Source organism: Paenibacillus sp. G34 (genome assembly GCF_056856875.1).
The window spans coordinates 1,230,188-1,251,589 of sequence record NZ_CM166469.1; the positions used below are offsets into that span (position 1 = coordinate 1,230,188).

General features: G+C 47.3%; 14 protein-coding genes. 11 read left to right on the forward strand and 3 right to left on the reverse strand.

The features are described 5' to 3' along the window. Positions 1-379 precede the first annotated feature (379 nt). Complete coding sequence (locus AC1VYS_RS05455; protein WP_482913349.1) at positions 380-3,187, reverse strand: chitinase N-terminal domain-containing protein; 2,808 nt, start codon at positions 3,185-3,187, stop codon at positions 380-382. 324 nt (positions 3,188-3,511) lie between these two features. Then, the gene (locus AC1VYS_RS05460; protein ID WP_090917672.1) at positions 3,512-3,988 is read right to left on the reverse strand and encodes an RNA polymerase sigma factor; all 477 of its coding nucleotides are present in this window, start codon (positions 3,986-3,988) and stop codon (positions 3,512-3,514) included. Between the two features lie 211 nt (positions 3,989-4,199). Here AC1VYS_RS05460 and AC1VYS_RS05465 point away from each other — a divergent pair, with 211 nt between their 5' ends. From AC1VYS_RS05465 to AC1VYS_RS05500, 8 genes are all read left to right on the forward strand, one after another. Continuing rightward, the gene (locus AC1VYS_RS05465) at positions 4,200-4,913 is read left to right on the forward strand and encodes a response regulator transcription factor (RefSeq protein ID WP_482913350.1); all 714 of its coding nucleotides are present in this window, start codon (positions 4,200-4,202) and stop codon (positions 4,911-4,913) included. Next, positions 4,910-6,376, forward strand: a complete 1,467-nt coding sequence (locus AC1VYS_RS05470; protein WP_482913351.1) for a sensor histidine kinase — start codon at positions 4,910-4,912, stop codon at positions 6,374-6,376. Before AC1VYS_RS05465 ends, AC1VYS_RS05470 begins: the two co-directional genes overlap by 4 nt. After that, on the forward strand, positions 6,373-7,530 hold the full coding sequence (locus tag AC1VYS_RS05475) for a hypothetical protein (protein WP_482913352.1): 1,158 nt from the start codon (positions 6,373-6,375) through the stop codon (positions 7,528-7,530). The genes AC1VYS_RS05470 and AC1VYS_RS05475 overlap by 4 nt, the downstream gene beginning before the upstream one ends. Before the next feature lie 256 nt (positions 7,531-7,786). Beyond that, positions 7,787-8,482 (forward strand): ABC transporter ATP-binding protein, encoded by a 696-nt coding sequence (locus AC1VYS_RS05480; protein WP_090917679.1) that lies wholly within the window; start codon positions 7,787-7,789, stop codon positions 8,480-8,482. Positions 8,483-8,507: 25 nt separating this feature from the next. After that, the gene (locus AC1VYS_RS05485; protein WP_482913353.1) at positions 8,508-9,875 is read left to right on the forward strand and encodes an ABC transporter permease; all 1,368 of its coding nucleotides are present in this window, start codon (positions 8,508-8,510) and stop codon (positions 9,873-9,875) included. Positions 9,876-9,949: 74 nt separating this feature from the next. Further along, positions 9,950-11,026, forward strand: coding sequence for an efflux RND transporter periplasmic adaptor subunit (locus AC1VYS_RS05490; protein ID WP_482913354.1), 1,077 nt, complete (start codon positions 9,950-9,952; stop codon positions 11,024-11,026). 512 nt (positions 11,027-11,538) lie between these two features. Next, complete coding sequence (locus AC1VYS_RS05495; RefSeq protein WP_482913355.1) at positions 11,539-13,980, forward strand: glycoside hydrolase family 6 protein; 2,442 nt, start codon at positions 11,539-11,541, stop codon at positions 13,978-13,980. 925 nt (positions 13,981-14,905) lie between these two features. Beyond that, positions 14,906-17,269, forward strand: a complete 2,364-nt coding sequence (locus AC1VYS_RS05500) for a rhamnogalacturonan lyase (RefSeq protein ID WP_482914914.1) — start codon at positions 14,906-14,908, stop codon at positions 17,267-17,269. Between the two features lie 188 nt (positions 17,270-17,457). Here the strand turns inward: AC1VYS_RS05500 and AC1VYS_RS05505 are convergent, their stop codons facing one another. Next, positions 17,458-18,081 carry a histidine phosphatase family protein gene (locus AC1VYS_RS05505; protein WP_482913356.1) on the reverse strand — a complete coding sequence of 208 codons (624 nt, stop codon included), beginning with the start codon at positions 18,079-18,081 and terminating at the stop codon, positions 17,458-17,460. Between the two features lie 199 nt (positions 18,082-18,280). On the opposite strand from AC1VYS_RS05505, the gene AC1VYS_RS05510 reads away from it, so the two are divergent. The 3 genes from AC1VYS_RS05510 to licT all read left to right on the forward strand — a co-directional run bounded on the left by AC1VYS_RS05510 (position 18,281) and on the right by licT (position 21,222). Continuing rightward, positions 18,281-18,895 carry a Type 1 glutamine amidotransferase-like domain-containing protein gene (locus AC1VYS_RS05510; RefSeq protein ID WP_482913357.1) on the forward strand — a complete coding sequence of 205 codons (615 nt, stop codon included), beginning with the start codon at positions 18,281-18,283 and terminating at the stop codon, positions 18,893-18,895. A 79-nt stretch (positions 18,896-18,974) separates the two neighbouring features. Continuing rightward, complete coding sequence (locus AC1VYS_RS05515) at positions 18,975-20,084, forward strand: AraC family transcriptional regulator (protein WP_482913358.1); 1,110 nt, start codon at positions 18,975-18,977, stop codon at positions 20,082-20,084. 286 nt (positions 20,085-20,370) lie between these two features. Then, positions 20,371-21,222 carry a BglG family transcription antiterminator LicT gene (gene licT, locus AC1VYS_RS05520; protein ID WP_482913359.1) on the forward strand — a complete coding sequence of 284 codons (852 nt, stop codon included), beginning with the start codon at positions 20,371-20,373 and terminating at the stop codon, positions 21,220-21,222. Positions 21,223-21,402 lie beyond the last annotated feature (180 nt).

The following is a 21,402-nucleotide window of genomic DNA, read 5'->3' on the forward strand; positions in this document are numbered from 1 at the left end:
TAATAGAAACACAAAATAGAACATTCAAAAATACAAAGACCTAAAAAAAGACTACAAAAACACAAAAAACACAAAAAACACAAAAAACACAAAAAACACAAAAAAACCGAAACCACCGGAGCCTGTTTTCTGACCCCCGGACTGGTTTCGGTTTTTCGTTACTGCTCGCGTTCTACTTAGCTTAAACTACTTTCTTCGTTCCTATTAACATTCTTCGTTTCGTTAGATCTAAGTTATTGCATAAATTTCCGTTTTCGTAGTTTTTCAGTTTCCGCGCCTGCGCTTACTCTGCTTCTATTCCTACTTTCGTTTCCGCGCTTGGACTACTCTAATTGTATTCCTAAGCTTACTTTCTTTTGCTCTTACTCTTACTTCGAGACTAGCTCGCCAAAGGTAAAGCTGCTTTGCTCACCTGTACCGTAATGGTTTCCGTACTGGTCACGCCTGCGGCGTTGATCAGTTCCGCGCGATACGTGTATGTTCCGTTCGCACGACCGCTCAGGTCGGTTTTCGCCGTTTGAGCAGATGGTGTTGCGGCATTCAGTGCTTGCATATCGATCAATACATCATTTTCATATAGACGATACTCGGTTGCATTCGTACCCCACCAAAGGTTCATCGTTACGGTGTAGTTGCCATCACCATCCCAGTTGTTTTGAGACAAAACGGCTTTACCTGGAGCCGCGTTCGCAATTTGAACCGTCAACTCGTCACTGCGAGTAGCGCCTTTGTCGTTGATGAGCTCGGCAACATACGTATAGGTTCCGTTCGCTTTGTCTTTAATCGCCGTTTTAGCAAACTGTGAAGAAGGGGAAGCTGCCGTTAACTTTTGCGTATCCACAAGGGTACCGTTCTCGTATAGCTTGTACTCGGTGGCATTTTCGCCCCACCACAGATTCATGCTGACGTTGTATGAACCATCAGACAGCCCGGTGGTATGTCCGTTATCGGAGGAAAGCACCGGTTTACCCGGCGCTCCTTCGGCTGGAGTAGAAGGATTTTCGCCTCCACCTTGTTCTTCCGAAGCTACAATGTCATCCAAGCTTCTTGGTTTCAATTGAAATACGTCTTTGAAAATAGCTGAAATGCCTGTGATATCAATCTTGTCACCAGCAACATAAGGGAAAGTCGTTTCACTCACACCAGTACGTGTATCCACACGCACATGTGTGCTTGTTCCGTCCGCAGCTACCGCATCAAATTCAAATGAACCCACAGGCGTAGCGCTGATGATATTCTGGACCGTTACATTTTTCAATTGAACAAGTTGACCTTGATTCGCATCATTGATGGCTGTAACCAGCGCCGGAGCTGGAACAGAAGCGGTTCCTGTTTTCTCAATCGCAACCACATCGGTTAATTCGAACTCACTGTTGTAGATCGTTGTTGGTGCAGTCACTTTCACTTTATCACCTATATCGAATCCGCTCGTGTGCTGGAACACGTAGATTCCCGCCGTATCATCCTGAAGATAGAAGGCTTGTCCGCCAAAAGAACCCGGTTTGGTAGTTACAACGCCTTCAACGGTAACTGTAGTACCTACCGCTTTGGTGCGTGCCTCGGCTACGCTAATTGCTGCTGGAATTGGACCTTGTTCTTCCGGTAGTGGCTGTGCCGGTACATTAGCAATGCTTACCGCACTGGTAATCAGGTTGCTGCCGTTCAGACGCAGACGTAAGCTGGCGTTACCATTCGTACCTGGCTTGATGCGTACATTCAGATCTTTGATCCCGCGTCCGTTGCTATCCGACGTTACGCTAAACGCCGAGCTGTATCCGTACGAAGTTGGCCATGTTCCACTATCATTCTGGATCATAGCTACCTGTGTGCCGCCTGTCAGATAAATACCGGCACTGTAACCGGAAACGGTAGTGTTTGGAGCCATATTTTCTACAACCACACGAATCTGGAAGTCTTCGGCATTAGGCAATGTATCTTGCTTCACGAAGCTGTACGCTGCGTTAGCGCTGGATGCAGGGCCGCCGTACGAGCCTGGCTTGAACGTGGAACGATCATACCATTTGTATCCGGCAGCAGGTGCAGCCCAAGGTTCAGCTTGCGGTTCAGTAGAAGCCGCTGGCTCTTCGAAGGGTAGCAGCGCTGTAGCTGTATCCAATGTGAGGCCGTTTACTTCGGACAGCTTATTATAATTTTCTTGCGTAGCCAGCCAGTTTACCGTATTGACGAGCAACACGGCATCATCGACTTCTTTGAAGCCGTCATATGTTGTTTTGCGTGTGCCTGTTTCTTCGCGCAAATATTTCGGAGATGCATCTTCCACTGGGGAAGAGTCACCGATGAAGGCCGCTTTACCTGCACCCAGCTTGGATACAGCTACATATGGACCTTCTTCGATCCCGCCACCGTTATATACGCCTTGGTCTACGGCGTTATTCCATTTGGCATTCGTTTTTGGCAAGTACACAATACCTTTGGCTTTCTCCGGGTCAGTGATCGCCAGCGTAGAACCTGCATGCATCGCTACCGCAGAGACGCCTTCGGTAATGCCGAATGCCTGATCCGCTGGCACGATGATATTGGCGTTAATGTCGCCAAGTGCGTTGTACCGGAAACGTACGCCGAAGTTATTCGACAACCAGTCCGTGCTGGTTACATCTTGCATGGCTGCTGAATTGCGCTCATCTGCGCTCATGCCTTTGGTTGGGTCTTCATATGCACCGCGGCGATAGCCGTTAATGACTTCCGAGCCATCCCAGCGGTTTTTGTTACGGTCGGCGTTGTAGTGATCTCCAATGAAGAAGATGCTGCCGCCCGTTTCAACATATTGTTTTAATGCCGCCTGTTCAGATGTTTTGAAAGGAATTTGAGGTTCAGCAATGACAAATACGTTGTATTCTTTCAGATCATCATAGGTAAAAGGTGTCGTTTTGCGCAGTTCTTTCACATCATAACCGTCGTTCGCCAGAGCATTACCGAAATCAGAGAAGCCACCATCAATAACCCAGTCAGCTGCTCCGGCAGTCTGACCATGCGAATTGTCGAACAGTACTTTTTTGCCAGCATTCTCGTTAACGACCTTGGCTTGAATGAATGGAGCCGGGTCTGTCGGTCCTTCCGCATGAACCGAAGCATCGCTGTTCCATAATCCGACCTGAAGTGGCAAAGCCACGGATAATGCCAGAAGTGATTTTAACCAAACTCCCCGCAAACGTTTCAATGTACCCAACCAAATCCCTCCCAAATATTAGTTGATTCATAAGTTCGTCCATATTCTACCACATGAAAATCTCACATAGTCATAACAAATTGTAAAAATTAGATCGAACTTTGTAAAATTAGGCATTTTGGCATATGAATAGGTCATTTGGATTATTGGTTGTTACAAGAATGGAAATGATAATGTGGTGGGTAACAAGAATGGAGAGATAGAGCGGAAAGAACATGTGGAGTAGAGACTTACGAGTCGTAAACAGAAGGGACAAATATCAGGCACAAATCAAGAAGTACAGTCACAACAACGGGTACAACACCAAAATAAAAAAAGCCATCTCTACGAGATGACTTTGGCACGAATACGATTGACGGCGTGGAAAACGGATGATTTGATCATGCCTTCACTGCGGTTCACCATCTGGGCTGTTTCTTTAATGGAATACCCATGGATCAGACGCAGCTCCAAAATCTTGCGATGTTCGGTATTATGGATATGGGAGACAATTTCGTTAACTCCTTCATTAATCTCCATCTGAGGAGTATCAACATGGTGCGCAGGGGTTTCCAGCCGGCTGTCACGGCGTAGGGTCCGGGTACGTCTGCGAAAGCTGTCCATAGCCAGGTTACGTGCGATGCGTTTGAGATAGTAGAGAATTCTGTCTTCCGGGATATGGACTGTGACGTTCATGAGACGGATAAAACAATCTTGCGCCAAGTCTTCCGCATCCTGCGGCTGTTTGACGATTTGGGATAGATACCTGGTGATTTCTGATTTATAGTTAATGTAAGCATCATTAATCTGTGTGTGGTTCATAAGATGTGAATCCCCCTTGGATATGGATCAAACCTTGGTTCCGGTCCGTTTGGCGTTCTGTTAATGCCAGTATAGCGGGAGGTTGTTTCCAAAAGGTTCAGAGTTGTATCGGAGTTGTAACATTTCTTGATTTCCTCTGTTCAAGCAGTCGGCTTGGGATACAGAATATAGACAGATGAAATTCATAGAGCAGGGAGATTACGAATGTATTATGAGACCAAAAGAGATATTAATCATCGAAGATGAAGAGTCCATTCGCGATATATTGTCCTATTCGCTTCGCAAGGAAGGGTTCGAAATCAAGGAGGCGGCTTCGGGCAGGGAAGGATTGAATCTACTTCGGGAATCTAGGCCCGATCTGATTCTACTTGACCTGATGTTGCCCGATATGAGCGGCTTCGATGTGTGCAGACAGTTGTCTGTGAATTCCAAAATCCCGGTAATCATGATTACGGCAAAGTCCGATATGCTGGACAAGGTGCTTGGCATGGAGCTGGGGGCTGACGATTATATTACAAAGCCTTTTGATATCCGCGAAGTGGTTGTTCGCATCCGGGCGATTTTCCGCCGGATCGATCTCATCAGCGAAACACTGGAGAACCAGTCTTACGAAGTCGTTAGACTAGGCAAACATATCGAGATTCGTAAGGATGAGCGCGAGGTGTGGAAGGACGGGGAACGAGCAGGGCTCACCAACAAGGAGTATGATCTGCTACTCTTCCTCGTGAACCACCACCGCAAAGTACATACACGTTCAGAGCTGCTGGACAAGGTGTGGGGATTTGATTTTGCAGGAGATACGCGTACCGTGGACATCCATGTGCAGCGCATTCGCAAAAAGCTGGACAGCGGTGACCAAGGCATATCGATGATTGAAACGGTATTTGGCGTAGGGTACAAGCTGAATATTCAGGTGCAGACATGAAATGGACCATTCAGTTTAAAATGGTTGTGCTGTTCTCGGTGATCGTTTTTATCGGTTTCTCGGCACTGCTGATCCTGTCCAACAAGGTCGCTCAAGAGAATATGTATCGTGAAGTGCGAGAGGATATGGTGCAATCCAAAAAAAATCTGGATATCGCCTTGAATCAGTATTTTCTCATCCATAACAAACGAATCAGTAAAGATTCGCTGGAGGCGGGCAGCCGGGAGTTGGAAGAGCAGATTGGCTCTGCTGTGGGCGGGGAAATTACGCTCTATCGCCCCGATGCCTCCACGTATGGCTCCAGTACTACTGCAGGAAAACTGGTTAAACACACCGACATAGAAGATTTGAGAGAAGCGATGCAATCCCGAATTGCCTATACGACAAAAGTCGATCAAGGACGGGTTGTAGCAAGCCTCTCTTTCCCGATTCAGAGTGACCAGCAACTCGTTGGCATTGTGCAGCTCGAAAAGGATTATACCGACCTGTATCGGCGCAATATGCGCTTTCAGGATACAATTAAACTGTTTGCAGCGACGATATTTGTGTTTGTTTTCATTGCTTCCATTTTTATTTCCCGGAAAATTACACAGCCCATTCGTGTGTTGACGAAACGTTCTGCCGAAGTGGCCCAAGGTAGCCTGAATGCGGATATTCAGATTGCCACGAAGGATGAGATTGGGGAACTGGCGGCGAGCTTCACGGTCATGATTGACCGGGTAAGAGAGCAGATTGATGTGATTGAGCGAGAACGTGACGAAGTGAAACAAGTACAGGCACGAAGCAAAGTTTTTTTTGACAATGTGACACATGAATTAAAAACACCGCTGACGACTATTCTGGGCTATGCTCAGATTTTGCGGGATAATGGATTCACCGACCCGGATTTCTTCGACAAGGGCATGAATTATATCATCAAGGAAAGCCGTCGTCTGAATACAATGGTTGCGGATATTTTGGAAGTGTCCGTGTCTTCGGCAGTGATTGAGAACTACCGTTTTGCACGGGTTGACGTCTCGGAAGTTATCCGGGAAGCATGTGAGGACATGTCGATCAAGGCAGGCAAATACAATATCGGCATTCATTATGAACTTGAAGAAGAGCTGTATGTGCAGGGGGATCGGGACAAGCTGAAAGAGGTATTCCTGAACGTACTGGATAACTCCGTCAAGTATAGTGATGTGAATTCGATCATTGAAGTACAGTCCTCGCGGGAAGAACAGTCTATTGCCATTATGATTCGAGATCAGGGTGAAGGCATCGGTGCAGAAGCCCTGAATCATGTGTTTGAACCCTTTTACCAGGATAAGGGCATGAACCGCGTTGAAAAAGGCAGCGCTGGCCTGGGGCTGTCGATTGTGAAAAACATTGTGGAGCGTCATGGAGGAACAGTGGAGATGAAAAGCATCATGCGGGAAGGGACACAAGTCTATATCCGCCTGCCGGGGGATCGAAACACATGAAATATACCGGCTTTTGGCGTAAACATCGCGATAAGCTGATGCTGTCCGGGCTACTCATTGCCTTTGTCGGGGGGATATTCGGGATTGGCAGTCTGTTCAGCATGAGTCACCTTAAACCACGTACTGTGATATTGCCTGGTGAACAATTCAACAGTCGTCTCGCGCCCCCATCGAGCAGTACAATCCAGATTGAGTCAGCGACTAAAATTCCGAATGATTTTGTTATTTATGATTTTGATATGGGGGATCGGAATACGATTGTTGTTAACAGTACCGAACGTTCGTATACAGGACTGCGGTTGCTCAAGCTGCATCTGGATGATAACCAGGTGAAAGAGATCAGTGGCAACACGGATTTCGGCGTTGTACTAAGCCCGGATCGAACCAAGCTGATGTATGCTCAGTATCGTTCGGGACAAGCCCAGCGCACGGCTTTTATATACGATATGAAAAGTGGCGAACGAACCAAACTGGGCAAGGAACATTCCTATTTCAGGGAGTTTCTCAGTAACGACACATCCATCAGTCATGATGAGCGTGGTTTCATTCAGACCGATCTGAGAACGGGCAAAGAAGAGATCCTGTTTTCCGATGAGGTCATGATGAAGAAAGTCGGAGTAGAGACATATGAGGATAAATCGGGTAAGAATTACATCGTTATTGACAGTTTTGAGCTTAGTCAGGATATGAAGCAGGCTTATGTTCTGGTCATGCACAAGGATGATTTTGCCGTCTATCGTGTGTCGCTTGAGAAAAATCCGAACGTGTCCTTATACCTGAGATCGAAGGATATCCAGCAATACCATCTGTTGAAAAACGGGGATATGATCTTTCAGGGTGAAGTGAATCAGGTGCAGGGACTATATCGATATCAGGCGGAAAAGAAGAAGTTGAACTTGCTGGCCAAGGGCACATTCTGGAATTTTGATCTGAGCGCGGACGAATCCCGAATTGCTTATCTGAATACACTGGAGAATCAGAAAAACGAGCTTCATATTGCCTTCCTGAATGATCAGAGCTTGTCCTCCGATACGGTGATCTACCGGAATATCAACAATTTTATCAAGCTGAAATGGTTTGAGGAAGAACTGTTCATGGCAAGCAGCACCGCCAGCAAGAGTGAGTTGTATCGTTTTAGCTTTAAGGCATGGTAGGTTTATGACAGGAGCACTACCCAGCGAGAGGTCGATTCATGTAGAGAATTTGCTGCCACAGCATTAGTATTATTCAGACATTAGAAAGAACATATATCCCTGCGGAAAGCGTTGTACGCTCTGCCGCAGGGCTTTTTGTGTTGACATGTTACAAGTTGGATACAACTGCGTCCTGCCCCGATACATCTGCGCTCTATAATAAAGTGAGATAGACAGAAATACATAATCAGGAAATGGAAAGGAAGACAAGCCGCAAATGCTTCAAGTTGAACAGGTATCCCATGCCTTCCGTAATGCACAGGGCGATGTTCCCGTGCTGCAAGATATTAATCTGACGATTCAAGAGGGGCAGATGGTTGCGCTGCTGGGTAGTTCAGGTTCAGGCAAGTCCACATTGCTGAATCTGATGGCTGGGTTAATGAAGCCAACGCAAGGCAAGATTTGGATCGCGGGACAGGATATTGTGCGTTTCAGTGAGAATCGTCTGGCGGAGTTTCGGCGTAGTCACATTGGATTTATATTTCAATCCTACGAGCTGTTGTCCAATCTGACAATCCGCGAAAATGTAGAACTGCCTTTGGTATTTATGGGAATAAGACCATCCAAACGTAAAGAAAAGGCGCTCCGCCTACTAGAACAAGTGGGGCTAGGAGATAAGACGAATCTCTTTCCGTCGCAGTTATCAGGTGGTCAGCAGCAACGGGTCAGTATCGCCCGCTCGCTCATCACGGAGCCTTCGGTCATCTTCGCAGATGAACCAACGGGTAATCTGGATACAGAGACCGAGGAAGAGATTCTTTCCATTTTGCAGCAACTGAACAGAGAGATGAAAACAACCTTTGTCATTGTGACACACGAAGCCGAGGTGGCCGAACAGATGCAGGTTGTACTGACGCTACAGCAGGGGAGATTGGTCGAACAGCAACAGGTTGCCCAGTTGCAGCATGTATGAGAGTTCATGTAAAAGGAGAGGAACAGTGAGAATACGGGACGTAGTGCGCATGGCCTGGGGACAGATCATTCGGCGCAAAGTGGTCACATTACTCTGTATGATCGGTCTGTCAATCGGTTCGGCAGCGATGATTATTGCACTGAGTGTGGGGCAGTCGGTACAGACATACAGCGAGAAAACGTTGAATGATAACTACAAGATGGACGAAATTACGATCAGCCCGAACGAGGGGATCAAAACGGGGAATGGCAGCGGAGGCACGAAAAGCAAGTTTGAACGGGGCGCGCTGACGATGGAGAAAATTCGGATTATACAGCGGCTTCCACATGTCGTTGCTGTAGCTCCGATGTTAAGGCTGGATGCACTGGACATGGTGCTTCCCGATGGACGCAGCTCCTATGTGGAAGTGATTGGTACAGAAATGGGAACACTGAACGGTTTCGGATACAACTATTCACAAGGCAGCGGTGCTGGCAACGGCCGAATTGCTGTTGTGAATTACGGTGCTACCTATGGATTTATCGATCAGAAAGTGACGCAAAAGTTGTTTGAACAGCTAAATTCTGATCCGTATAACAATGACCTGTTGCAACAGTACAACGAGATGATGATGAAACAGGATCAACTGATGCAGCAGCGTATTCAATTTCGGTATGAAGATTTTACGAATGGCAGAAAGACCAAGATGAGTGGAACTATTCGTGTATCGGGTGAACTGGCCAAACCATCCAATATGGATGATATGAGTGCACAGGGTGACAAAAAAGTATATGTTCCGCTGGATACGGCGCGTGCCTTGCAGGATGAGCTTGGATTGCAGCAAGCAGACAGTCCGGCGCTTAAACGTCTTAACTCCGCTTTGGTGAAGGTGGATAACAAGCGGCATGTAGCTCAGGTCGAAGAGCAGATCAAAAGGCTGACATTAAACACGCAAAGTAATCTTTTTCAGGAAGAGGCCATGGCTGGGCAGCTTGCGATGTATCAGAAAGCAGCCATTGGCATTGGCGGTTTTATTATGGTGCTAGCGTCACTGTCTATTATTGTTGCGATGATCATGTCCACACATCAGCGGCGCAAGCAGATCGGGGTTATGAAGGTGCTTGGCGCCAACCTGTGGCAGATTCGTCAGATGTTTATCGCGGAGGCGGCCATGCTGGGATTCATTGGTGGTGTGGCGGGTGTAGGTATTGCGTTTGCCGCGCTTGGAGGGGTGAACCAGCTACTCGCGAATCAGATGGCAGATCAGGCAGGCGGGCCGATGACGGTCATTATTCAACAATCGGCCCTGCCGATGGGCATTATTTTTGCCGTGCTTGTCGGTGTGGTATCGGGTATCTATCCAGCAATCAGTGCGTCCCGTACGAATGCACTGAGCGTCATTAAATCGATGTGATCGCGAGAGACGAGTGAGCGGAACTTCGGAACTATTTTCAGACTCAAACTTATCAGTGAAAGGGAATATAACGCATGAAGAAATGGATCAGCATAATCGTTACCGTTGTACTTATGGCAGGTGCAGGGTATTGGGTATACGAGAAATACAAACCCCAGCCCGAAGCACCGGTTGAAGCTCCACCGCCCATCACCTTTGATGTGACACAGGAGACGATGACACAAACGATTCAAGTAAAAGGGAAATCGGTATATACCGAGCAGACGGACGTATTTGCCCCGTATACTTCCAACATTAAACAGTGGCATGTCAAGAACGGGGAACAAGTGAAAAAGGGAAGTATTCTGTTCACGCTGGATACGTCGGCGCTACAGACAGAGGTCAATCAGATGCAGAGTGATCTGGACAAAGCCCGGTTAGACGTGGAGATGAATCAGATCAGCATCAATTCGGCCGGCATGACCGAAACACTTGGTGTGACGGAGGAGGAGCGCAAAAAGGCTTTTGCAGATCGGGAGAGCAAACGTCTTGCAAACGAACTGAGTCAGAAAGCACTGGTTCTTAAAGAGCAGGAAATACGCAAGAAACAGGACGTGATGAGCAAAGCAGTGGTATATGCCGGGACCACGGGTGTTTTTCAGTTGAACGACCAGGATAGCAAAACACGGGCAGTTACGGAAGGACAGCTCATCGGCTCCATCACCAATACCGGCAAGATGAAATTCATGACTATTGTGGGTGAGGAAGAGATGTTCAAACTGAAGGCAGGCATGCCGGTACAGGTGCGAATGAGTGCGCAGAAGGATCTGAAATTTACCGGAACCGTCAGCAAGGTATCCAAATTTGCCCGGAAAAGTTCGGATACCGATCTGAAGCAGGCCTCCCAGTTTGACGTGGTCATCGATCTGAAGCCGGACGCTCGCATGTATGGCGGTGTCAGTCTGGAAGGAGACATTGAAACCATGCGCAAGGACAAAGTGACGGTCGTATCCAGCCTTGCCATTATGCGTGATCAGCCCGAACCTTACGTGTTACTGGATAAAGGAAACGGACAGACGGAGCAGCATGCGATTAAAACGGGCATGGAGTCTGGGGATAAAACCGAGGTTGTTAGTGGCTTGAAGCCAGGGGATGTTGTTGTTATTCAATAGAGTCGCTTTTACATAAGGTTCATTGCGGTTTATACCGTAATGGGCCTTTTCTCTGTTGTGGCGGGAGGGGACAAAAATCCTTCTTTTTATGTGGAAAAAAATATAATTTAATTTATATAATTCAATTTACAGTAATATTTACATGTCGTATAATCACACTATAAGGAGGTGAACAGGTAGTCATCGCAGGCTGAAGCTTTTTTTAATTTTAGTTGGTAAGCGCTTACGGCAAGGTTCGTTATGGACTCAACATTTTCTGCACTCTTCAATTCCATGTACAAGAATCAGTTATTCCACCACGTATACTCTCATGATTTGACCCCCACACACGCTCACACAGCAATTCTACCAACACACCCGACGTATATTTGCTCTTTACTCAACCTATTTTTCTATGGAGGTGAACGAAACACCACACATTTTTTCCATGCACTTTGTGCCATGCATCCTGCTTCTACACAGAGGAACAGACATGAGTCGAGTCCAATCTTATCTAAGGGAAAGGTGGAACTATGAAGAAAACATTGAAAACTGAATCAAGAGGACGGAAGCTGCTGCGTAAAGGTGTAAAACAAATGATGGCAGCTGCGCTGCTTGCAGCAGGGATTTTCCCCGGCATGTCTCCAGGTGTGACGCAGGCAGCGGAGGCCCATGTGAACAATCCGTTTGTTGGCGCCACAGCTTATCTCAATGAGGACTACTCTGCACTGGTGGATACCTCTATTGCCATTACCAGTGATGCTTCGCTGAAAGCGAAGATGGAAACGGTGAAATCCTATCCTACAGCGGTGTGGATTGACCGTATTGCAGCCATCTACGGCGGGGCCGAGAACGCTGGCCGCAAGAGCGTAGAAGAGCATCTCGATGCGGTGCTCGCTCAGAAGAAGCCAGGCGTACCTATTACCGCGTCTTTCGTTATCTACAATTTGCCGGGCCGGGACTGCCATGCCCTTGCATCTAACGGGGAGCTTCCTTTAACCCAGGCAGCATTGCAGACGTATAAAACGGATTACATTGACGTAATTGCAGATATTTTTGCTGATCCTAAATATCAGGACATTCGCATTATCGCTGTTATTGAGCCAGATAGTTTGCCTAACCTGGTAACCAATCTGAGCACACCAGCTTGTGGTCAAGCGGCTGCAAGCGGAATTTATGAAGCTGGTATTAAATATACGCTGGACAAGCTGCACGCTATTCCAAACGTATATAACTACCTGGATATCGGTCACTCCGGCTGGCTCGGATGGGATAACAACCGTTCTGGAGCGGTCGCGCTCTATACGGATGTGGTAGGGGACACGCTCGGCGGACTGAGCAGTGCAGATGGATTCATTACGAATACTGCCAATACAACACCGCTGGCTGAACCAAACCTGACCAACCCGGATCTGAATATCGGTGGACAACCGATTCGTTCAGCGAAGTTCTACGAATGGAATCCGTACTTTGACGAAACCGATTTCACAGCGAAGTTATATGCCGATTTCGTACAAGCCGGATGGCCAGCGAGCACAGGTTTCCTCATTGATACCAGCCGTAACGGATGGGGCGGGGTGAATCGTCCAGCCACTGCTACAGGCAGCAACATCAATGATTATGTGAATTCCGGCCGTGTGGATCGCCGGGAGCACCGGGGTAACTGGTGTAATGCAAGCGGAGCAGGGATCGGAGAAGCGCCAAAGGCAGCTCCAGGACCTGCGCATCTGGATGCCTATGTATGGGTAAAACCTCCAGGTGAATCCGATGGCTCCAGTTCTGAAATTCCGAATAATGAGGGTAAAGGATTTGACCGGATGTGTGATCCAACGTATACAACAAAAGATGGGGTGCTGACTGGTGCACTCGCTAACGCACCGGTATCAGGTCACTGGTTCCATGATCAGTTTGTACAGCTCGTACAGAACTCCTTCCCTGTACTTTCTGAGAATAGCGGGGGCAATCCTCCAGGTGGAAATACAGCACCGGCAGCCCCAGCTACAGTAACAGCTGCTGCTGGCAATGCTCAAGTGACGTTGACATGGGCGGCTTCGACAGGTGCGACCAGTTATACGGTAAAACGTGCGCTGACGGCATCCGGTCCATTTGTAACGGTTGCTGCCAATGTCAGCGGAACAACCTACACGAACACGGGCTTGACGAATGGTACAACGTACTATTATGTCGTGACAGCAAGTAATGCTGCAGGCGAGAGTGTGAACTCTGCATCTGCGATGGCAACACCGGCAGCAGTTGCAACGGCTCCTGCGGCACCAACAGCGTTGACAGCAACAGCTGGCAATGCACAGGTGAGTCTGGCTTGGACAGCATCGGCAGGTGCAACCAGCTATAATGTGAAACGCGCGCTGACGGCAGCGGGTCCATTCACGACGGTTGCATCCAATGTCACTGCAACGTCGTATATCAATACTTCGCTGACGAATGGCACAACCTACTATTATGTAGTGAGTGCGGTGAATGCAGCTGGGCAAAGTGCTAATTCTACTGTAGCCTCTGCAACACCAGCGGGTGTGGTTGTACCAACAAGTGATCTGGTGGTGCAATATCGTGCAGGGGATACCAATGCAACGGATAACCAGATCAGACCGTTGTTCAACATCAAAAACCTGGGCAGCACCACAGTGGATCTGAGCGATCTGACACTTCGTTATTATTTCACCAAGGAAGGTTCGGCGGCAATGGATTCTGCCATTGACTGGGCCATGGTTGGCGCAGCTAACATCGACCGTACCTTTGGAGATGGATATGTCGAGCTGAGCTTCAAGTCTGGCGCAGGAAGCATTGCTGCTGGCGGGCAATCCGGAGACATCCAGCTTCGCATGTTCAAAACGGACTGGTCCAACTTTGACGAGAGCGATGACTATTCCTATGATCCAACCAAAACGTCCTATCAAGATTGGGATAAAGTCACGCTCTATCAAGACGGTAGTCTTGTATGGGGAATCGAGCCGTAAGGTTATACAGTTGGTGATTTGGTGCTAAGGCACGTGTGAGTCTACGTACAACTTATCAAAACAGGGTTGTTTCTTGGTCATTCATTGACCGGGGGCAGCTCTGTTTTTGTCTAACGATCTCAGGAGAGCTTATATGGCGAAAAAGAGACATGAATCAATTCTAACGATCCGTAGCGACGCTATTTCGATGAAACTCGGTATTTTTGATGCGATTTACCTCGTTTGGAGGGAAATAAGGTTACTGGTGATCATTAGAATTCAAATGTGGCTTAAAACAACTAAATAAGCTCCGTGGAGATCGTTAGCCTTCTTAGAAGGAGCGAGCTTGTTGAAAAAGCATAATCAGATGAATGAGCCTGGAGCGCTTTCCGATGGTTTGGAAGAAGGGATTATTCTGATGGTTTGGAAGAAGGGATTGTTCTGATGTTTTGGAAGAAGGGGCTATAATCATAAGTGTGGTGCCTGTTCATTTTTTACCGTGGCATACTCTAATCGAGATACACTGAATATTGATCGTTTTGGACGGATATTTGCCTATGGTTAGGTAGTAAGGATGTCTATAATAGTACCCGATGGATGATAACTCTTGCTGCGAACTAAACAAAGAGAGTGGAAGGGGGCTGGAGAAAGGGAGAAGAAGTACGCGAGGTTAACGGGATTCTCTTTATAAAATTAATTTTGTAAGCGCATCCATTTGTTTTCTTATGTATGGTCAGGTAGAAGGATCATTACCCATTCTAACCAGGGAGAGTGAAGGTTGATGAACTTAAGATCAGTAAAAGATGCCGGTCAGGCCGGTTCAGGCTTCCATACTAGCAGTAGCATTAGTCCGGGCAGTCACAGCAAAAACCCTTCCAGCAGTCCCAACAGTTCCAACAGTCCCCACAGTCGAATAAGTCGCAGCAAACGATCAAAACGGCCGCGCATGCCTCTTGGGGCCAAAGTGCTTTCCTCTGCACTCAGTCTGGCTTTGATTCTTAGTGGCTCTGCCGGAATCAGCGGAGCTGAGGCCTCGCAAACCGAGTCCCAAACTCAGGGGAATGGTGCTATGGAAGTGGAGATGCATGCTAAAGACAAAGGTGGCAGCCACAGTAAAGGTATTCAATTGGAGAAGCTGGATCGCGGGTTGGTAGCGGCTTCGACGTCCGAAGGTGTTTTTCTAAGCTGGAGATTACTTGGGGATGAGGCAACAGGGTACAGCGACCAAGGGCTGACCGGGACGGATTTCAATGTGTATCGGGATGGCAAAAGGATTGCAACGGTCACAGACAGTACCAATTATGTGGACAGCACAGGCACGACATCTTCTCGTTACGAAGTTGCCGCCGTGAACAGCAAAGGCAAAGAAAGCAAACGTAGCTCATCCGTCAGTCCTTGGGCGAACGGTTATGTTGATATTCCTTTGCAAAAGCCGGCTGACGGTATCACGCCTGCGGGTGAAGCATACATCTACAGTGCCAATGACATGAGTGTCGGTGATGTGGACGGAGACGGTCAGTACGAGTTTTTCGTAAAATGGGACCCATCTAACGCCAAGGACGTATCGCAAAAAGGATATACGGGCAACACTTACGTCGATTGTTACACGCTGGATGGACAATTGTTATACCGGATCGATCTCGGGGTTAACATTCGTGCGGGAGCACATTATACACAGATGCTTGTCTATGATTTTGACGGAGATGGCAAGGCTGAATTGATGTTCAAGACCGCTCCGGGCACGCAAATCATCAAATACAACAAAAAGGGGAAACCAACCTCGCAGAAGTACATCACATTGCCGAAAGAAGACCGCAAGGCAGGGGTGACACACGATGACGACTATCGCCTCAGTGCAGAGGGGTACTACGACCATGTAGTCGATATGTTCCGGAACTGGCATAAACACGAAGAGGTTGTGAAAGGAAACTGGCCTGCAACGCTGGAAGAAGCGTTTGGGATCGAGAAAAAGTACAGCTATCCGTTATCCCGGCAGGATGCGGAAAGCTTGGCTGACTACTTTATAGATGTATATGCACCGCAGCGGAGCGCTCGCAATGAACTGCGCAAGTTTGAAGGCTTTATTGTGGATGGACCGGAGTATATTACCGTATTTGAAGGCAAGTCGGGAAAAGAATTGCAGACCGTCCGTTATGAACCGGAACGTCATGATGATGGCCTGATGTGGGGCGATTATGCGATGGCGCGCATTGAACCGGCAAACCGGGTAGACCGTTTCCTCGCGGGAGTTGCGTATCTGGACGGCAAAAAACCGTCTGCAATTTTTGCACGCGGATATTATACTCGCTCCACGATGGCAGCTTACAACTGGGATGGCAAAAAGCTGAAAAAGGAATGGTACGTGGATAGCGGCTGGACACCGATGAAAAATCCGTTTAACGACGGGCCACACGGTGTAGATGGCACAGATCCGCAGTACGGTTCAATTACCACGCAGGGCGCACACTATTTCAGTGTGGCTGATGTGGATGGTGACGGCAAACATGAGATTATTTATGGCTCCGCGACAATTGACCACGATGGCAGTGTGCTATACAGTTCCACAGATGTGATGCCGCCTGAGAGTGCTGCACCGGGAACGATTGCACGTTTGGGACACGGGGATGCGCTGCATGTCGCAGATATTGACCCGGATCGCCCGGGACTGGAGATCTTTATGGTGCATGAAGGTGGACCTTGGGCGCCATACGGATATTCCCTGCGTGATGCCAAGACTGGGGAAGTGATCTATGGCGGATATACCGGCAAAGATACCGGACGTGGCATGGTCGGAGATGTGGATCCAACCCGGCGCGGGCTGGAGACATGGGCTGTCGGATTATGGACGGCACAGGGTGAAAAAATAAGTGATCAGGCGCCCGGAACCAATATGAGCATTCGCTGGGCTGCCGACATGACTACCCAAATCGTAGACGGGGCCATCGATGTCACCCCTACGATCAAGGATTGGAAACGCGGCACGGTGCTGACCGCGACGGGAACCTTAACCAATAACCATACGAAAGGTACACCTTCGCTAGTTGCCGATGTATTCGGAGACTGGCGGGAAGAGATGTTGGTGCGTACGGCGGATAGTTCAGCGATTCGTATCTACTTGAGCACCGAGAAGACAGACCGCAAGCTGTATACGCTGATGCACGATGCGATGTACCGTGTAGGTATTGCCGGACAGAACAGCGGGTATAACCAACCTTCCTATCCATCCTTCTACATGGCATCTGACATCGATTGGTCGAAGGTAACGCTGCCGAACTTCTATACCCCGGGAAAAGGCAAGGGAGATAAATAAGCATAGACTTTTAACTTGTGCTCTGGAATTCGCTCCTGTGTAATGATAACGCAGAGACATTCCAGAGCTTTTTTTTGATGCGTATAGTTAGATACATTTTAAAATAATATATTACATATCACGTTACAGAGTATGATAAAGAGTACGTTACATACCAAGTTACATGTTACGTTAATGAGTACGTTGGACTACTTCTCCACGTCTTCGCTCAAGTGAGTTGCGGAAGCGAATGATTCCAGCGTATATTGACCATCCTGAACCAACAACTTGGTAATGGAGCACTCGGGAATCAGACGTTTCTGATCGACCAGGAAGTTCGAATGCCATCTGTTCAGCTCTTGCTCGGAAAAGGTCTGCACCAGGAAATCGGTAATCAGACCGCCATGTGTAGCCAAAACAATATGGCTGCCGGGTGGCGCTTGCGTAGCTAGTTCGTCAAGCAAAGAGGCTAGTCGTGTACCCGCCTGTTTGGCGGAATCACCAACATGTGGAATGAACTCTGGATCTGCTGTACACTGATCCCATAAGGCGACGAATTGTTCAAAAGTCTGCTCGGGATCATCGCCCCAATTCGCGCGTTCGCGCAAGCGTGCATCTTCTGCAACGTCAGACCCGGTAAGGGAAGCAATCGCTTGGGCGGTTTCTTGAGCTCGGCGAAGTGGACTCGCGACGATCCGGTGGATAGGATATGGAGCGTTTGCGAAGTGCCTGGCGGTCAATTGAGCCTGACGGCTACCTTCGGATGTAAGTGGCACGTCGCCAATATCGCTTTTTTTGACACCATGTCTGACCAGATAAAAGGTTGTATTCATGATATGAAATCTCCTTTAACGATGGATTTGGAGCTGAAAGGATGATGATTATATAATAATAGCCTATAGGGAACGGACTGTACTGCCTTATTATTACGAGAACATAAATAATGTATATGTACTTTTGCACCAATGCAATACGTTCAAGTGCTATCTGATCTATCAACGATTACCTAAATAAGACTCGGAGGTCATGAAAATGAAAAAATTGTTTTTGTCCGCTTCTTTTGAAGAGACATCAGGCTTGTTGAACACACTGGGAGAGACGTTAGCAGGGAGAACCGTCACCTTTATTCCGACTGCTGCTGTACCTGAACCATATGATGCTTATGTACATGCGGGCAGACAGGCGCTTGAGAAATACGGACTTATTGTAGAAGAATTAGAAGTATCCACGGCAACTTCTGAGGAGATAGCTAGCAAGTTACAACAAAGTGACCTGATCTACGTGTCGGGTGGCAACACCTTTTTTCTATTACAGGAGCTTCGCAGAAGTGGAGCAGAGAAGTACATACAAGCCCACATTCAAGCAGGGAAAATATATATCGGGGAATCAGCAGGTTCCATCATCCTCGCCCCTGATATTGCCTATGTGAAAGCCATGGATGATTGCGCGGTAGCACCAGACTTGTCTAGCTACGAAGGACTACATTCTGTTGATTTCTATCCCGTACCACATGTGGGATGTCCCCCATTTGTAGAGTCGGCAGCACAAGTTATGGATAAGTATCAGTCCGCATTACCTCTTGTGCCTATAACGAACTCCCAAGTCATTGTTATGGATGGAGAGCAGTACCGGATCGTTGAAATCTAATGCGCTATTAAATGGTGTTTATTTCAAAATAAAGCCAATCGGCCGCACTCTGTATAACGCTTGAAGGGAGGTAATGAGGATGGATCAGACACAATCCTTTTCAGGCAGTCTTTTTCAGGAACGCCTTCGGACAGAAGACTGGGGACCGCGTTTTTTCGCTTATTATTACAAACAGTGGGATGATTATCAGATGGCCTATCACAGCCATGATTCCACGGAAATTATGTACATCATTACGGGCATGTGCCGAGTGGATGTAATGATGGCAGATGGAAGCTCAGAACAGGCGGTGTTGAAAAAAGGGCAGTTCATCCTGCTGGATGCAGGGGTTCCTCATCGACTGTTAGTACAGGACGGTGTTCCTTGCCGGATGCTCAATGTGGAATTTGGCTTTGTCTGTCATGCTTCTGGACAACTTTCCATACGGCAACTTGCGCTGGAAGAGGAAACAGTCCACACTTTTCTAACTCGATCCACTCCTTATCTCGTTTTGCCTGACCCGGAAGAAGTGTATCATACGATGAAAAGCCTGGTGCTTGAACTGGATCAGCGTGGTTTGCTGGAGCAAAGGCAAGTACAGACACAGCTACAGGCACAGGAGCAGGAACAGAAACAGAAACAGAAACAGGAACTGGAACAATCACAAGATCAGACGAAATCTGGGCTTCCTCCTGTACACATGCGGGTGATTCCTGCCGAAGAGCGAATGCTTCATCGTGAAGCCCGAAACCTGAGCTCTCCGGAGCAGGGGATGCTGGTACGAACTCTTTTTATCCAATTGCTCGTCCGAATTGCAAGACTGCGAGGCGAGATGGAACGAAGTGCACTAGATCAGACAGAGCTGTATGTGAAACGTACGATTGAATTCATGCATCATAATATGGATCGCAATATTCAGATGAAGGATATCGCGGCTGCAGTCAATTTACATCCAGGGTATTTACACCGCATTTTCCGTAATTATATGCAGTGGACACCGACTGACTATCTGACGAGGCTACGGATGGAGAAGGCCAAGATGTTGTTACAGCAGACCAACATCCCCATCTCCGAAATTTCAGACTATGTGGGTGTGGGGAGTCGACAGTATTTTCATTTGCTTTTCAAAAAGTATACGGGTAAGACACCTGTTCAATACCGGGGTTCCATGGAGCGAATACAGTGGAGCTACCCGGAGGAATCGGAGTAGACGCTGTAAGCGGCTGACAAGGGTTGGTAGAAACTAAATGTTGAACTGAAAGGGTATTCATGATATTCTTTGTTCAGAGTAACGGATTCGTGTACAAGTTAGCGTTTAACATCATATAAACAGGATTGTGACTGTTCGGCAGGCGATACCTAAATTGTTCGTAGTAGACATGAGTTATGCATGTTGCTGCTTCAATTTAGGTTTTTTTTATAGGAGATTTTGATTGTTCGAAGAATTTTATGGAATATTAACGGGAAGAGTTTGTGATGAGTTGGAGGTGATGCAGATGAAGATTAGGAAAATTTTCAATAACAATGTGATTTTACTTACAGATGATAACGGGGACGAAATGATTGTGATGGGAAAAGGGATCGGTTATAACAAACATAATAGTGATGTAATTGATTTTTCGCAGGTGGAGAAAAAGTTTGTGGTTGAAAAAGCAACGTCTGACAAACTGATGGGTCTGATTGGTGAGATCCCAACCGAACATTTGGAATTATCGAATGAAATTATTGAATACGCCGAACAACAACTTGCCCTCAAATTCAGTGATAACATCTACATCACCCTGACGGATCATATCAGCTTCGCGATAAGAAGGTTTCCGGAAGGCATTATTGTCAAGAATGCTCTGCTGTGGGAGATCAAAAAGTTCTATGCAGCCGAATATAGAGTTGCCCTGAATGCGCTGAACATTATTGAACAGAAAACAGGTGTGAAACTGCCGGAGGATGAGGCCGGTTCCATTGCCCTACATTTCGTTAATGCACAGCAGCGTGGGCAGGATATGAAACAAACGTATCAGATGACAAAGATCGTTAATGATTTGGCGAATATTGTGAAATATCATTTTGGAATTAAACTGGACGAAAGCTCGATTAATTACAGCCGTTTCCTCACACATCTGCGTTATTTTGCGTACCGAATTCTTCATGATGAGTTGATTCCGGAGGATAGAGATTCTTTATACGATCATGTAAAGGACAAGTACCCCGAGTCGTACGCGTGCGCGAGAAAGATTAGAAACTACCTGGAGATTAACTACGAGAAGAAAACAACGAATGAGGAAATGGTTTATTTCATGATCCACATTCACCGGGTCACGAACCGTGAGCATGATCTGGCGGAAGAATGAAGAACTGCTAATACAATTATATATTAAGGGATTGTGACTGTTCGGCAGGCGAAACCTGAACTGAGGCTTGTGTATTGACTAAGGTCAGTAGACGAGCTTCAGTTCAGGTTTTTATTTTGTCATCGTATGTGTCGTCCGAAGTGACGAAGTGAAAATGTGAATTGTAATGATTATACAAAA